The following is a 13648-nucleotide window of genomic DNA, read 5'->3' on the forward strand; positions in this document are numbered from 1 at the left end:
GTCGAGTTCGAAGCTGCCGCGCACACCCCCGTCCCGGCGGGCGGCCAGGTGGAGTGCCCGCCGGGGCTGGGCGAGGTCTGCCTCGCGGGGCGCGGCGCCGTCGGGGTCGAGCCGGTCCCGGATCTCCCGCCCCAGTTTGGTCAGCAGCCGGGGCTCGGTCGACCGCGCCGCCTCGCACAGGATCTCCTCGGCCACCGCACGGTCCTCGCCAGTGGCCGTCCGGGGCAGCTCGGTCACCGCGGTACGGACCGCTTCCACATGCTCGGGCCCGATCTCGCCCTCCGCCAGCGCCGCGGCGACCCGCGGCAGCTCGGCGGCCACCACCGCACCGGACGGCGTCACCGACGGATGCAGCACCCGCGCCTGCGCGGCAATCCGCCGCGCCTGCCCGGACCCGATCCCGAACAGGTCCCGGACCAGCCCCGCCAGCGACCCGTAGCCCGCCGCGACCTCCAGCCCCCGCTGTTCCACCTCCGCCAGCAACGCCAGCTCCCGCGCGTAGTCCGCCCGCCGCCGCGCCTCCACCTCCCGCACCGCGGCCAGCAACTCCGCATCCCCCAGCGAGGTGGGTGCGACATCGGGCGGCACGGTCTCGATCACCAGTTCAGTGTAGCATGATACTCGAACACCTGTTCGACTCGTCATCCGGACGAGTGTCACCGACCAGGAGGGTGTGCCAATCGACCGACCTCACCGCGGCGCGGCCACGCGTACGGACGGACCGGACACGTGGAACTGCCCAGGTGTCCGCCCCGCTCGCGGGAGGCCTCGTACCCGACACTCTGGCCGCGCTGACTCGCCGCGCCCAGCCGCCGACCCCGGCCCCGGTCGCGAGCACGGCGAGCGGCAGTATCGCACCGCGACCGCCGGGCCCACCGCTCGCCGTCACCGCTGCCGGACGGTGCGCAGGTAGTGCTCGGCGATGTCGTCACTGGTGGTCACCCAGGCATCCGGCTGTGCGGCGAGGTACTCGAGTGCCTGATCGAGGTACTTGGCCCGGAAGGCCTGGCCGATGACGAACGGATGCAGGGCCAGTGCCATGACGCGGCCGCCGTGCGCGGAGTCGGCCCGCAGCTGCTCGTACTGGTCGCGCACCATCCGGACGAACTCGGGCCCGGTGATGCCCCTGCTGAACAGCAGCAGGTCGTTGAGCTCCACCGTGTACGGGACGCTGAGCATGCCGGGCACGGTGAGCCGGTAGGGTTGGTCGTCGTTGGTCCAGTCCAGGACGTAGTCAAGCCCGAGTTCGGCGAGCAGGGCCGGGGTGTCGAAGGTCTCCGTCAGGCCCGGTCCCATCCAGCCGCGCGGCGGCCTGCCGGTGGCCGCGGCGATGGTGTCGACGATGTCGGTGAGTTCGCGGCGTTCCTCGTCCCGGGTCAGGCCGGTGTGCAGGACCGAGTTGGTCCGCCCGTGCGCGAGCCAGGCCCAGTTCCGGTCGAGGCCGGCCTTGACGATCTGCGGGTAGTGTTCGGCGGCGGCCGAGTTCACCAGCGCGCTCGCGCGGAAGCCGTGCCGGTCCAGGCTCTCGATGGTGCGCCAGATGCCCACCCGCACCCCGTAGTCGCGCCAGCCGAAGTTGAGCGCGTCGGGGACGAGGTCGGCCGTCCCCGGCCAGATGCTCGTGGAGGGGCGGTCGGGGAGAAAGTACTCGATGTTGAGACCGAGGTAGACGGCCACCCTGGCGTCGCCGGGCCAGTGCAGCGCGGGCCGTTCGGTGATGGGGCTGTAGTCGAAGAGCGGGTTCTCCGCGGTGTTCGTCATGCCGTCCACGATAGAATCTGACATTGATGTCAGGTTCAACCTCGCGACGGGACCGGAGGCATGCCATGCGGATCGGCGAGCTTGCCCTGCGCACGGGCGTCAGTGAGCGGTCGCTGCGCTACTACGAGCAGCAGGGGCTGCTCGCAGCCGAGCGCACGGCCGGTGGGCACCGCGAATACCCCGAGGCGGCTGTCGACCGGGTGATCCGTATCCAGGAACTGTTCGCGGCGGGTTTGCGCAGCAAGACCATCGCGCGGCTGCTGCCCTGCCTGCGCGACACCGACGGCGGTCCTTCCGAGATCGCCACGCCGAAGCTGGTCGACGACCTGGTCGCCGAACGCGACCGGATCGACCGCATGATCATCGAGCTCACCAGCTCCCGCGAGGTGCTCGACGAGGTGATCGACGCGGCCTCGCGGCGCACCGGGTCCTGACCCGGGAAATCGTTCGAAACAATTTCGGCTGAATGCCCGGGAAATCGGATAATTGACCGGCAAAACCATTCCGCAGTACGGTCGGAAAACCAACCTGGTTTCGAAAACTTTCGAATTCTTGGGGGTCGTTGATGTCGACCGGAAGACGATTTCCCGGGCTGCTCGCCCTGGGTGCGCTCGTCGCGGCGGCGGTGCTGGGCGCGCAGGCGACCGCGCTGTCCGTCCGTGACTCGGGCACGGCAGGGCAGGAGACCGCCGCCGCCCCGGAGCGCGGACACTGGGTGCACACCTGGGTCGCGATGCCGCAGCTGACCGAGCCGCACAACATGCCGCCCGATCCGTTCACGGGGGACGACGTCGTCCTGGCGGACACGACGCTGCGGCAGACCGTCCGGGTCACGGTCGGCGCGCGGCAGCTGCGGCTGCGGTTCTCCAACGCCTTCGGCGGCGCCGCGCTGCCGATCACGGCGGTCAGTGTGGCCCTCCCGGCGGGCGGCGAGGCCGGGGCCGGCGCGATCCAGCCGGGAACCGCGCGCCCGGTGACGTTCAACGGCAAGGCCGGTGCGGAGATCCCCGTCGGGGCGCAGCTGGTCTCCGACCCGTTGCCGTTCCCGGTCGCGGCGGGCACGAACCTCTCGGTCACCACCTACCTGGCGGACGGGCAGGCCTCCACCGACATCACGTCCCACCCCGGCTCCAGGACGACCTCGCACCTGCTGGCGGGCAACCACGTCACCGACGCCGACCTGCCCGGCGCCACGCCCACGAACCACTGGTACTTCCTCAGCGGCGTCGAGGTGTGGACGGGCCGCGACGTGACCGGGACCGTGATCGTGGGCGACTCGCTGACCGACGGCCGGGGCTCCACGACCAACGGCAACGACCGCTGGCCCGACCAGCTCTTCGACCGCCTGCAAGCCGACCGCCGGACGAGCGACGCCGCGATCCTCAACCAGGCCGCCGGGGGCAACCGGGTGCTGCGGGACGGGCTCGGCCCGAACGTCCTCGCCCGGCTCGACCGCGACGTGCTCGCCGTCAGCGGCGCGCGGTCGCTGATCGTGTTCGAGGGGGTCAACGACATCGGCACGGCCGAGCCCACCGAGGCGGCACAGAAGGAGATCGCCGACGACCTGATCGCCGCCTACGAGCAGATCATCGACCGCGCCCACGCGCAGGGCATCCGGGTCTACGGCGCGACACTCCTGCCGTTCGGGGGCAATGCCTCCTACGACGACCCGGACGGTCACCGGAAGTTCGCCCGGCAGGCCGTCAACCGCTGGATCCGGACGAGCCACCGGTTCGACGCCGTGCTCGACTTCGACGCCGCCGTGCGCGACCCGGCCCGCCCCGAACGACTGCTGCCCGCCGCCGACGAGGGCGACCATCTGCACCTCAACCCCACGGGATACCGGATGCTCGCCGACGCGGTGCCCGCCCGGCTGTTCCGCTGACCCGGTCTCCTGGTCCGGTCCCGGACCAGGAGACCGACGACGGTGCCGTGCCGGGCAGTTCCCCACCCGGCGCGGCACCGTGTCCGACCGGACGAGACGGGACGTGTGGCCGATCCGGTGTGGACACTCGGAAGGCACGGTCGCCGCCGTCGCCCGATCGGGTCCGCCCGCCTGCGCCGGTCCGCCGCCGGAACTAGGGTGATGGTGCCTGGGGGTGGAAGGGAACCGAGCATGACCACCGCACACGTCCAGCACACCGGCCACACGCACGTCCACGGTGACGGCTGCGGGCACGTCGCCATCCCGCACGGCGACCACGTCGACTACGTGCACGACGGCCACCTGCACGTCAGCCATGACGGCCACTACGACGAATGCGAGCCGTCCGGCCACTCCGCGCACGACGGGCACGATCACGCGCACGGCGACGGCTGCGGGCACGTCGCGGTGCCGCACGGCGACCACGTGGACTACCTGCACGACGGTCACCGGCACGCGGTCCACGGCGACCACTACGACGAACACTGACGGCGCCGCGCCCGGTCGTGCCCGTACCGGAGCCGAGCGGTCGCTAGGCTGCCCCCGTGGACCTGTTCAGCGCGGCGACCCTGCACATCGAGCACCCCGGCGGTTTCCGGAACGCGCTGTGGCGCACGGAGTACCGGGTGGACGTGTACGACGAGCACGGCACCCCGCTGGCCGTGGTGCGGGAGCGGGAAGGGCCCGGCGCGCTGAAGCTGGTCCGCGCCACCGGGTTCTCCGGGCACACCCCGTTCGACCTGCGGGTCACCCTGCCGGACGGCCGGGACACGCTCGGCATCGAGAAGGGGTTCTCCGCACGTTCCACGCGAGTGGCCGTCACCGACGGGGCCGGGAAGCCGCTGGGATCGTTGCACGCGCGCGGCCCCCGGGACATCGCGGTCTCCGATGTGGACGGCCGGGAACTGGGCACCCTGAGCGAGCTCGCCGCGTTCCAGGCCGGGGCGCTTTCCAGGCGCGACGGCCGCAGGGTTCGCCGGGACCTGCTCCGGCTGCATCGCGAGCTCGCCGCACCCGCGCGGCAGTTGGCGATCGCGGCGGCCGTGGCGTTCGACATCGTGCACAACAAGGGAACGACCAAGCCGTCCGGGTGGTCCTGGCCAGCCGGGTGACCGCTCGTGAGTGTTCTCCGTGGTTCTAACCACGTTCTTCACTCACGAGCCGCAGTCGGCCCTCACCATCCCCGGCGCAGGATCGAGCCGCCTTCCTCGTCGTCGTCCGGCCGATCGGCGCCGATGATCTCCTCGGGATCGTGCCCTTCGCGGATCTCCTGGTGGGCACGGGCCAGTTCGGGCAGTGACGCCGCCATCGCCGCCTGGACGCCCTCGTCGTCGAGCGCGCGGCCGGACGCGATGTCGGCCCAGGACAGCTCTCCGGCCTTGACCCGCGCGACGAGCTCCTTGAGCTCCCGCGGGGCGCGGGGGCTCTCCGCGTGCCGTTCGATCGCGGCCAGGTCCTGCTCGGAAAGGCCGGGCGCGCGCGACTCCACCCGGCTCGCCTCGGCGGCCGCCTGGTCGACACCGGCCAGCCGGGAGTCGACCTCGGCGACGAGCTCGTCCAGCCTGGCCCGGTCGTAGGGAAAGGTCACTGTCCACCTCCGGTGTTGCCGCCGGTGCCCGGCGCGGGCGACGGCGAGGACGGCGCCGAGTAGCGGCCACCGGCGGCGCCCGCGCTCTTGTGCAGACCGTAGCCGCCCAGCGCGGTCCCGAGCGCCCCGGACTTGGCCGCCTTGGCCCCGTCGGAGTACTTCTCCTTGCCGTCCTGGTAGGAGTCGAGGACATCGAGCGCGTCGTTGACGTCGCGGATGTCCTTGATCTTCATCAGCGCGGTGCCCATGGCCATGATGCCGTCGACCATGCCCTGCACGCCCTCGATGAGGGTCTGGATCGAGATGATGATCTTGCGGATCGCGTCGACGATCTGGACCGCGTCGTAGACCATCCACACCGCCTTGCCCCAGCCCACCACGGGGATCCAGGCGGTCATCGCGGCCTCCATGAGCTTGGTGACCAGCTTGTCGAGCAGGGCGAGGGCCACGCTCGTCGCGGTGCGGCACGTGTTGGCCATGCTCTTGAACTTGTCGCCGATGATCCGGGCCACCTGCGAGTCGGCCTCGACGGCGACGGCCCACATGGTGTCCATCCGCCGGGCGAAGCTGTCCGCCGCGTCGCCCTGCCAGTGGTTGCCGAGCTGGTCGACGCCCGCGTCGAGGTTGTGCCGTACCGAGTCCAGCGCCTTGGAAACCTGGTTCCAGGCGTGGGCGTTCGCGTCGATCTTCTCGAAGTCGCCGAGCAGCGGGTTGATCAGCGCCTCGACCAGGTTCTCGCCGGTGACCTTCTCGTAGATCCAGTTGACGCCCTGGATCTTCCAGCCCGCCTTCTCGATGAGCTCCTTGGTGCTCTGCCTGCCGGGGCGGTCCCCGGCTCCGGCGGCGAGCACCGCCGCCGGGTCCTCGACATCGGCGTAGGCGGTCACTCGGCACCTCCCCGTACCGGAGCGCCGGGCACCGTGTTGAGGCCCTGCTCGATCAGGTCGAGCGTCTCCCGGTTGCCCTGGTCCATCTTGATGTAGGCGTCCGCGGCCCGCTCCAGGCCCGCGGCGTCCTTCAGCATCATCTGGTTCGCGAAGTCCAGGGTCCGGCCGTAGAGGCCTGCGACCCCGTCGACCACGGGGATCAGCAGTGACAGCAACCCCGTGAACCCCGAGGTGTCGCCCCCCTTGGTGACCGCATGCTCCTTGATGGTCAGAAAGTGCCCCGCATTGCGTTTCATCAGCTCCGCGTAGCCGTCGAGCTCCGCGGGCTCGACTTTGAACGCCCCAGCCACGTGTCCACCTCCGCTGCTCTGGAATCGCCAGGTGTGACGTGCTCCACGAGCCGCGGGTTCCGCCCAGTGTTCCCACAGGTGGCACACAGGCCGGACTCAGGAACAGGCTCCAAGCTGGATCCATGCGAAAGCCTGAACCGACCTACGAGGGCCGGCCACTGGCCCGCCCGCAGGACGACGTCGTCGACCAGGGGCTGGGCTTCGACCTGGCCACCCTGCTGAGCCGCCGTCGCGCGTTGCGCTTTCTCGGCCTCGGCGCCGCGGGTGTGGCGCTGACCGCCTGCGGCACCGGCTCCGGCGGCTCCTCCAGCCCCACCACCACGACCCCCACCGCGACCACCGCCACGTCGCCTGGCTCCCTGGCGGAGATCCCGGAGGAGACCGCGGGACCGTACCCCGGGGACGGCTCGAACGGGCCCGACGTGCTGGAACGGAGCGGGATCGTGCGCAGCGACATCCGGTCCAGCTTCGGTGAGGCCGACGGCACCGCGGAAGGCGTGCCGATGACGCTGGAGCTGGTGATCTCGGACCTCGCCCACGGCGGGGTGCCGTTCGAGGGCGTGGCCGTGTACGTCTGGCACTGTGATCGCTCCGGCGGGTACTCCCTGTACTCCGCGGGAGTGGAGGACCAGAACTACCTGCGGGGTGTGCAGGTCGCCGACGCGGCCGGCCGCGTGCGCTTCACCAGCGTCTTCCCCGCCTGCTACGCCGGTCGCTGGCCACACGTCCACTTCGAGGTGTACCCCGGCCAGGACAGCATCACCGACGCCGGCGACGTGATCGCCACCTCGCAGGTCGCCCTGCCGAAGAACGTCTGCGACGCGGTCTACGCCGAGCGCGGCTACGAGCGGTCCGTCACGAACCTCGCCCAGCTCAGCCTGCGGAGCGACACCGTGTTCGGCGACGACGGCGGCGCCTCACAGCTGGCGACCGTCACCGGTGACGTCCGGAACGGCTACACCGCGACCCTCGGGGTCGGAGTGGACACGTCGACCGAAGCGGGTGGTGGCGGTCAGCCCGGTGGGCCCGGCGGTACGCCGCCGTCCCGCTGACGCGTCTGCTACGCTCTGGCCCGTGCAGGCGCCCCTGACGTCCCAGCGAGACATAGTAGTGAGGCGCGTCGGCTGAACCCAGGTCGCCGGCGCGCAGCGCTGCCGACCGCGGACAGCGGACTCCACTCGGGACCTGGCCCGGATCCTGTCGATTCCCGAGCCGGAGACCCGCCATGTCCCTCGATGTCAGTGCCTCGTATCGCATGCCCACGGCCCGTTCGACCTTCCCGGTGCGCCGCCGGGTCGCCACCTATTTCACCGGCGGTGTGGAAGGGCTGCTCACGGTGTCCTCGACCCTGCACCAGGGCGGCTGCAAGGTGCACGATCTGGCCGTGGACATCCGGGACGGCGTGACCGAGAGCAGCATGGTCTGCACCGTGCTGACCACCGAGAGCGAGGTCGACCTCCTGCTCGACCGGCTCCGCCTGCTGCCCGCGGTCGTCTCGTCCGAGCTGCGGTAGCTCGCTCACCCGATGAGCGTCTTGTGCCGGTCGAGGACCACCGGTCCCGAGCGGTTTCCTGTCCAGACGTGGTGGGGTCCGTGGTAGCGGGGAGCCACGTAGGACCAGAGCTGGTTGCCCGCCATGAGCCGGGCGAGGGACGCGAGGTAGGTGCGGGTGCCGGGGGCCGCGGTGGCGTCCAGCCGGGCTCGCAGCGCCACGAACTCCCGGCCTCGGCGGATCACGCGGTCCGCGACGGTGTCCACCGCCTCCTGGAGTCCGCAGCCGGACTGCCGCATGACGACAAGGACCGAATTGACGCACGAGGATTCGGACAGTTCCTTGCGCAGCGAGAAGAGATCGTTGAAGAGGACCTCGTGCTCGGTGGCCAGATCGTGCAGGGCTGTCAGCGCGGGGTCGCGGGTCAGCTCGTCGGCGAGGTCCAGGCCGAGGCCGTACTCCAGCAGCGCGTAACAGTGCTTGGCGCCGGCGGAGCCGGAACCCAGGCTTCCCGGCGGACCGCAGCGCCGCCGGAGATAGTCCGACAGGTCGGCCTCCTCGGCGTGGTACTCGGCGACGTGGCCGTGGAACATGTCCTCGACGGCGGCGAGGAACCGACGGTGCAGCGCGGCGGGCATCTTCTCCCGGAACGACGTGCTCGACCGGAGAAGTGCCGAGGAGAACGGGAGATCCTGGGGCGGCGGGTCGCCGCGCAGCACACCCAGCACCCGGCGGAACAGGTCGCGTGCCGCGTCGGGCCGCACCGGCGCCGCCGTGGTGAACAGGTCGTCGACGAGGTACATCACGTGGTGGAACAGACAGATGTCGACCAGTTCGTCGTAGGCCGCGTCGGGGTAGGCCAGGGCGGCCCACAGCGCGGTGCGCTGACCGAGGAACTCGGTCAGGCGGACCTCCGTGCCGTCGTCCTGGAGCAGGGTCGTCAACAACTCGCCCGTGTGCTGCTCCAGCTCGGCCGCCTGGGGGTGCGCTCGCGCGGGAACGGGTTCGGGGATCTCCGGGAGATGGAAGCACGCGGGCAACGAGATGTCGGGCACCGTGGGTCTCCTGTCCAGGGCTGGTGCGGCGGTCAGTGATCGCGGCGGGTCGCCAGCCGTGCCAGGACGGCCAGTTCGGTGAGGGCCCGCGGGTTGAGGGCGGCGGAGTGCAGCCGTTCCACCGCACGCTCCAGCAGCGCGTCGGCCTGGGTGCGGCTCCATTCCCGCCCACCGGCGGCCTCCACCAGGTCCGCCGCCCGGACCAGCTCGTCGCCGGAGAGCGGTCGTCGCCGGTACAGCGCGGCGAGCTCGTCGCCTGCCGTGGTGGCCGAGTTCAACGCGGCCACCACGGGGAGGGACTTCTTGCCGGCCCGCAGATCCGCGTGCACCGGTTTCCCGGTGACCGCGGGATCGCCCCAGATGCCCAGCATGTCGTCGACGTGCTGGAACGCGATCCCGACCAGCCTGCCGAACTCACGCAACGCCGTCCTGTGGTGCGTGTCCGCGCCGCCGAACAGTCCGCCGAGGGCGCAGGCGGCACCGAGCAGCGCGGCGGTCTTGCCTTCCACCATGGCCAGGCACTCGGCAGGGGTGACGTCGTCACGGCGCTCGAACGCCAGGTCCGCGGACTGCCCTTCGAGCAGCTCCAGCATCCCCGCACCGAGTAGCCGCACCGCGTCGAGGGCGCCCGGGTGACCGCTGGAGGACAACATGTCGGAGGCGGCGATCAGCAGCGCGTCGCCGGTGAGGATCGCCGCGTTGGTGCCGAACACGGTCCACGCCGTCGGCCGGTGCCTGCGGGTCGCGTCACCGTCCATCACGTCGTCGTGCAGCAGGGAGAAGTTGTGCACCAGTTCCACCGCCGCGGCGGCGGGTGCGGCGGCGGCCGCGTCGCCGCCGACGGCCTCCGCTGCCAGCAGGGCGAACGCAGGCCGGATCGCCTTGCCACCCGGGGCGACGCGTGGTGCACCGTCCTCGTCGCACCAGCCGAAGTGGTACTGAGCGACGTCCTCCAGCGCACGGGGAAACCGGCCCACCGCGTTGCGCAGAACCGGATCGACGATGGCGCGGCTCCACCGCAGCAGTTCGTCACCGGCGCGAACGGCTTCCTGCTCGACCTCACGTGTCACGGCACCCTGCTTCCGTACGCCGACCTTGCCGTCTGTGCCCGGGGCACAGCGACGAGTAGACCGGGAAACGCGGACGCGAGACACCGTCGGGGCGCCCTGATGCGTCAAACTTCCGGCCTTGTCCAGCGCGCGCCGGGGCGTCCGGCTCGCGGGCGACCGCACCCCGATGCTCGGGCCGACGTGCCTGCACGATCCGGCGGCCTACCGTGCGCGGGACGCACCGGAACCGGACGAGCCCGGATCCGCCATGACCCGCCACATCCGCGGGACCGTGCTCGGCGGGCGGCCGCGTGTTCGTCGAGGAGACGCCCACGGGCGCGCCGATCACCGGCGTGTGCCGGCAGTCATCGCCACGGTGGCTGACGAGAGGTTCGCCACCGAGCGGCCGAAGGCAGCGTGCTCGTCGAAGTCGTCAACGGCCGCCGCGCGACACGGCCGGGGTGGCGACGGTCCGGGAGCCCGTGCAGCGCATCGGCGCGGAAGCGGACCAGCTGATCTCCGAGCGGCTGGCGGGCACCGGCGAAGCCCGCGGTGACGCTGCCGCACCGCGAGCCACACCGTATCCCGTGACCGGTCAGTCGAGGCAGAACTCGTTGCCCTCCGGGTCGGCGAGCACGATGAAACCGGCGACGAGCGGGGGAGCGGGCTCGTAGCGCTGGAGCCGGGTGGCGCCGAGGGAGACGAGTCGCTCGGCCTCGGTTTCCAGGGCCGCCATCCGCGCGTCGCCGTCGAGCCCGGGCGCGGCGCGCACGTCCAGGTGCACGCGGTTCTTGGCCTGCTTGCCCTCCGGGACCCGCTGGAAGAACAGCCGGGGCCCGGAGCCCTCCGGGTCGACCACCGCCGAGGCGTCGTTGCGGCGCTCGGGCGGCACCCCCATCGCGTCCAGAGCCTGCTCCCACGACTCGAACCCCGCGGGTGGGTCCTGCAGCCGGTAGCCGAGGGCGTCCGCCCAGAACGCCGCCAGCGCGGCCGGGTCGGCGCAGTCGAACGTGATCTGAACTTCGCGGGCCACGTCAGCTCGCCTCCTGTCGGTTCGGCCGGTGGGTGTGCAGGTGGAGGTCGCGGAGCAGGCACACCTCCGCCAGATGGTGGATCAGCTCGCGGTTGATGTGCAGCACCAGCTCCGCCAGCGGACGTTCCGCGTACGGTCCTTCCGCCTCGCCGCACGGCCGGGCGAGGCCGGCCTCACCGAGGGACTCGACCCCGGCCCGCCACATGGCGTACTCCGCGTCGAGCTGGGCCAGCGCCTGCTCCGCGGTCTCGGCGTAACCGAACGCGTGGTAGTCGGTGGGCGCGCGGCCGAAGTGCGCGGCGTTACGCATCGCGAGCACGCCGACGATCACGTGACCGAGCCGCCAGGCGATCGTCGTGAACGGGGGCGGATCGGGCGGCGGCATCGCGAAGTCGATGGTCATCGCGCCGGGTCCGCCCTGGAGGGGAGCGGAGCTGGTGCCACGCGGGCGCACGCTCCAGCAGCCGGGCACGGGCTCCCAGAAGTACTCGTCGTCGGTGAGCCCGACGAGGCGCTCCCGCAGCTGGTGGGTCCAGTGCCAGCCGAGCTGGTCGCGGAGCAGGGGATTCCAGGTCAGGTGAGTCGTCAGGTGAGTCATGGAGACAGCCTCTCGCGGATACCGGACAGGATCGTTCCGTGATTCGTGCGACGATGAGCGGGTGACCGTCGAGGCGACCATCGAGCGGGTGCTGCGGTTGCTGGCACTGCTGCAACGCCGGCCGTCCTGGACCGCCGGCGAACTCGCCGCGGAACTGGGGGTGACCGACCGTTCGGTGCGCCGTGACGTGGAGCGGCTGCGTGCGGTCGGCTACCCCGTGCACGCGACGGCGGGCGTCGGCGGTGGTTACCAGCTCGGCGCGGGCACCCGGCTGCCGCCGCTGCTCCTCGACGACGAGGAGGCGATCGCGACGGCGGTCTCCCTGCGCCTGGCTTCGGGCGGAACGGTCGCCGGGGCGGGCGAGGCGGCGCTGCGGGCGCTCGCGAAGCTGGACCAGGTGATGCCGCCCCGGCTGCGGGCCGAGGTGCGGGCGGTGCACAGCGCCACCGAGACCCTGGTCGGACCCGGCGTCGAGATCGACGCGGAGCTGCTGGTGACGCTCGCGCGGGCCTGCCGCGACGCCGTGCGCGTGCGGTTCGTCTACACGGACCGGGACGGCCGGGAACGGGAGCGGACCGTGGAACCGGTGCGGATGGTCGCCACCGGCCGCCGCTGGTACCTGATGGCCTGGGATGTCGACCGCGACGACTGGCGCACTTTCCGGCTGGATCGGATGACCGAGGTGAGGGCGACGACGTGGCGGTTTCGCGTGCGGAGACATCCCGACCCGGCCGCCTACGTGCAGCGGTCCGTCAGCGAGGCGCCGTACCGGTACCTCGCCCGGGTGCGGCTGCATGCCCGGCCCGAGCGGGTACGGGAGCTGGTGCCGCCCCAGATCGGGCGGGTCGAGGACGATCGCGACGGGTGGTGCGTGCTCGTCGTCGGCGGGGAGGACGTGGACTGGCTTGCCATGCACGTGGCCCGGCTGGGCTTCGACACGGAGGTCCTGGAGCCTCCGGAGCTGCGGGAGGCCGCCGCCCTGCTCGCCCGCCGCCTCACGGCGATGGCGGGGACCGGGTGACAAACGTATGCGTTTCGCATATGTTTGGGCCATGGGTTCAGCGCTGGAGGACGCGGTCAACCGGTGGCATGCGACGGTGAACGAGGGTGACCTGGCGCGGGCGAAGGAAGCGGTCAGTGATCCGGTTGTCGTACTGGGGCCGAAGGGTGCGGGTCCGATCTCCCCGGAGCAGTTCGCCGGCTGGGTGGACCGGTCCGGCATCACGCTCGTCCCGAGGGCGTGGCACCCGATCAGTGACCGGCTGATGGTCGTCGAGGAGGACGCCACCTGGCCAGGGAGCACCGGTCCGGCCTGCGTGGCCACGGTGTTCCGCGTGACCGGGCGGAAGGTGTCCGCCGTGCTCCGGCTGCCCGACCTGACGTCGGCGCTGGAGCTGGCCCACCTCTGCCGTGAGCTGGCGGCCACCGAATGACCGGCAACCGGCGGACCGGGACCGCCCGGTCGGCCAGCGGCGTGCGCGGGCCCGGCCAGGTGCTGTTCGAGTTCGTCCGGCACTGGTCGCGCCGGTCGCCGGACACGGGCGTTCCCGGCACGGAACGGGGCAGGCTCGTCCTCGTCACCGAGGCGGTCCACTCGCTGAACCGGCGCGGGACGGCGGCGACCGTCAACGCGGTCGCCGACGAGATCGGGATCGACCAGAGTGGAGCGTCACGGCTGGTGAAGAGCGCGGCGGAAGCAGGTTACCTGGAGCTGCGGGCGTCCCCCGAGGACGGTCGGCGCCGCCACGCGACGATCACACCGTCCGGCCGCACGATGCTCGACCAGGCACACGACTGGCAGGAGCGGGTGTTCGAGCGGCTGACCTACGGCTGGAGCGAACAGCAGCGCCGCGACTTCCAGCGGGCGATGGTCAGCCTGATCGAACGCTCCCACGAGCTGGATGGCTGAGG

Annotated in this window: 18 protein-coding genes; 9 read left to right on the forward strand and 9 right to left on the reverse strand. The window is 71.7% G+C overall.

Going from position 1 to position 13648, the window contains the following annotated elements; all coding sequences use genetic code 11:
* Together B0I33_RS22570 and B0I33_RS22575 are read right to left on the reverse strand one after the other, a co-directional pair.
* A partial coding sequence (locus tag B0I33_RS22570; RefSeq protein WP_181193419.1) for a DUF222 domain-containing protein occupies positions 1-600 on the reverse strand: 600 nt, incomplete at its 3' end.
* A gap of 285 nt (positions 601-885) precedes the next feature.
* Positions 886-1761 (reverse strand): polysaccharide deacetylase family protein, encoded by an 876-nt coding sequence (locus B0I33_RS22575; RefSeq protein WP_106181138.1) that lies wholly within the window; start codon positions 1759-1761, stop codon positions 886-888.
* Positions 1762-1826: 65 nt separating this feature from the next.
* On the opposite strand from B0I33_RS22575, the gene B0I33_RS22580 reads away from it, so the two are divergent.
* The 4 genes from B0I33_RS22580 (at position 1827) to B0I33_RS22595 (ending at position 4797) form a co-directional block, all read left to right on the forward strand.
* Complete coding sequence (locus tag B0I33_RS22580) at positions 1827-2195, forward strand: MerR family transcriptional regulator (protein ID WP_106180873.1); 369 nt, start codon at positions 1827-1829, stop codon at positions 2193-2195.
* 131 nt (positions 2196-2326) lie between these two features.
* Positions 2327-3646 carry an SGNH/GDSL hydrolase family protein gene (locus B0I33_RS22585; protein WP_106180874.1) on the forward strand — a complete coding sequence of 440 codons (1320 nt, stop codon included), beginning with the start codon at positions 2327-2329 and terminating at the stop codon, positions 3644-3646.
* A gap of 231 nt (positions 3647-3877) precedes the next feature.
* The gene (locus B0I33_RS22590) at positions 3878-4174 is read left to right on the forward strand and encodes a hypothetical protein (protein WP_106180875.1); all 297 of its coding nucleotides are present in this window, start codon (positions 3878-3880) and stop codon (positions 4172-4174) included.
* A 56-nt stretch (positions 4175-4230) separates the two neighbouring features.
* Positions 4231-4797 carry a hypothetical protein gene (locus tag B0I33_RS22595; RefSeq protein ID WP_106180876.1) on the forward strand — a complete coding sequence of 189 codons (567 nt, stop codon included), beginning with the start codon at positions 4231-4233 and terminating at the stop codon, positions 4795-4797.
* Between the two features lie 62 nt (positions 4798-4859).
* On the opposite strand, the gene B0I33_RS22600 is transcribed toward B0I33_RS22595, so the two are convergent.
* Genes B0I33_RS22600 through B0I33_RS22610 form a run of 3 tightly spaced genes read right to left on the reverse strand, consistent with a single transcriptional unit; the run spans position 4860 to position 6510 of the window.
* The gene (locus B0I33_RS22600; protein ID WP_106180877.1) at positions 4860-5273 is read right to left on the reverse strand and encodes a hypothetical protein; all 414 of its coding nucleotides are present in this window, start codon (positions 5271-5273) and stop codon (positions 4860-4862) included.
* Entirely contained in the window at positions 5270-6160 is an 891-nt protein-coding gene (locus B0I33_RS22605; protein WP_106180878.1) for a WXG100 family type VII secretion target, read from the reverse strand. Before B0I33_RS22605 ends, B0I33_RS22600 begins: the two co-directional genes overlap by 4 nt.
* The gene (locus tag B0I33_RS22610; protein ID WP_106180879.1) at positions 6157-6510 is read right to left on the reverse strand and encodes a hypothetical protein; all 354 of its coding nucleotides are present in this window, start codon (positions 6508-6510) and stop codon (positions 6157-6159) included. Before B0I33_RS22610 ends, B0I33_RS22605 begins: the two co-directional genes overlap by 4 nt.
* Before the next feature lie 122 nt (positions 6511-6632).
* Here B0I33_RS22610 and B0I33_RS22615 point away from each other — a divergent pair, with 122 nt between their 5' ends.
* The gene (locus B0I33_RS22615; RefSeq protein ID WP_106180880.1) at positions 6633-7562 is read left to right on the forward strand and encodes an intradiol ring-cleavage dioxygenase; all 930 of its coding nucleotides are present in this window, start codon (positions 6633-6635) and stop codon (positions 7560-7562) included.
* Positions 7563-7735: 173 nt separating this feature from the next.
* Positions 7736-8023, forward strand: coding sequence for a hypothetical protein (locus tag B0I33_RS22620; protein ID WP_106180881.1), 288 nt, complete (start codon positions 7736-7738; stop codon positions 8021-8023).
* Between the two features lie 5 nt (positions 8024-8028).
* Here the strand turns inward: B0I33_RS22620 and B0I33_RS22625 are convergent, their stop codons facing one another.
* From B0I33_RS22625 to B0I33_RS22640, 4 genes are all read right to left on the reverse strand, one after another.
* Positions 8029-9057 (reverse strand): terpene synthase family protein, encoded by a 1029-nt coding sequence (locus tag B0I33_RS22625; protein WP_106180882.1) that lies wholly within the window; start codon positions 9055-9057, stop codon positions 8029-8031.
* A 32-nt stretch (positions 9058-9089) separates the two neighbouring features.
* Complete coding sequence (locus B0I33_RS22630; protein WP_106180883.1) at positions 9090-10127, reverse strand: family 2 encapsulin nanocompartment cargo protein polyprenyl transferase; 1038 nt, start codon at positions 10125-10127, stop codon at positions 9090-9092.
* 574 nt (positions 10128-10701) lie between these two features.
* Positions 10702-11139, reverse strand: coding sequence for a VOC family protein (locus B0I33_RS22635; protein WP_106180884.1), 438 nt, complete (start codon positions 11137-11139; stop codon positions 10702-10704).
* A 1-nt stretch (position 11140) separates the two neighbouring features.
* On the reverse strand, positions 11141-11737 hold the full coding sequence (locus B0I33_RS22640) for a DinB family protein (protein ID WP_106180885.1): 597 nt from the start codon (positions 11735-11737) through the stop codon (positions 11141-11143).
* 61 nt (positions 11738-11798) lie between these two features.
* Between B0I33_RS22640 and B0I33_RS22645 the strand changes: the two genes are divergently transcribed.
* Genes B0I33_RS22645 through B0I33_RS22655 form a run of 3 tightly spaced genes read left to right on the forward strand, consistent with a single transcriptional unit; the run spans position 11799 to position 13646 of the window.
* Complete coding sequence (locus B0I33_RS22645; RefSeq protein ID WP_106180886.1) at positions 11799-12758, forward strand: helix-turn-helix transcriptional regulator; 960 nt, start codon at positions 11799-11801, stop codon at positions 12756-12758.
* Positions 12759-12789: 31 nt separating this feature from the next.
* Complete coding sequence (locus B0I33_RS22650) at positions 12790-13170, forward strand: hypothetical protein (protein ID WP_106180887.1); 381 nt, start codon at positions 12790-12792, stop codon at positions 13168-13170.
* Entirely contained in the window at positions 13167-13646 is a 480-nt protein-coding gene (locus B0I33_RS22655) for a MarR family winged helix-turn-helix transcriptional regulator (RefSeq protein WP_106180888.1), read from the forward strand. The genes B0I33_RS22650 and B0I33_RS22655 overlap by 4 nt, the downstream gene beginning before the upstream one ends.
* Positions 13647-13648 lie beyond the last annotated feature (2 nt).

Source organism: Prauserella shujinwangii (assembly GCF_003001955.1).
In the GTDB taxonomy this organism is placed as follows: Bacteria; Actinomycetota; Actinomycetes; order Mycobacteriales; family Pseudonocardiaceae; genus Qaidamihabitans; species Qaidamihabitans shujinwangii.

Coding starts and splice junctions, on each gene's coding strand:
- B0I33_RS22655 (WP_106180888.1), top strand. CDS start 13,167: ATGACCGGCAACCGGCGGACCGGGACCGCCCGGTCGGCCAGCGGCGTG.
- B0I33_RS22585 (WP_106180874.1), top strand. CDS start 2,327: ATGTCGACCGGAAGACGATTTCCCGGGCTGCTCGCCCTGGGTGCGCTC.
- B0I33_RS22580 (WP_106180873.1), top strand. CDS start 1,827: ATGCGGATCGGCGAGCTTGCCCTGCGCACGGGCGTCAGTGAGCGGTCG.
- B0I33_RS22650 (WP_106180887.1), top strand. CDS start 12,790: ATGGGTTCAGCGCTGGAGGACGCGGTCAACCGGTGGCATGCGACGGTG.
- B0I33_RS22640 (WP_106180885.1), bottom strand. CDS start 11,737: ATGACTCACCTGACGACTCACCTGACCTGGAATCCCCTGCTCCGCGAC.
- B0I33_RS22590 (WP_106180875.1), top strand. CDS start 3,878: ATGACCACCGCACACGTCCAGCACACCGGCCACACGCACGTCCACGGT.
- B0I33_RS22575 (WP_106181138.1), bottom strand. CDS start 1,761: ATGACGAACACCGCGGAGAACCCGCTCTTCGACTACAGCCCCATCACC.
- B0I33_RS22615 (WP_106180880.1), top strand. CDS start 6,633: ATGCGAAAGCCTGAACCGACCTACGAGGGCCGGCCACTGGCCCGCCCG.
- B0I33_RS22620 (WP_106180881.1), top strand. CDS start 7,736: ATGTCCCTCGATGTCAGTGCCTCGTATCGCATGCCCACGGCCCGTTCG.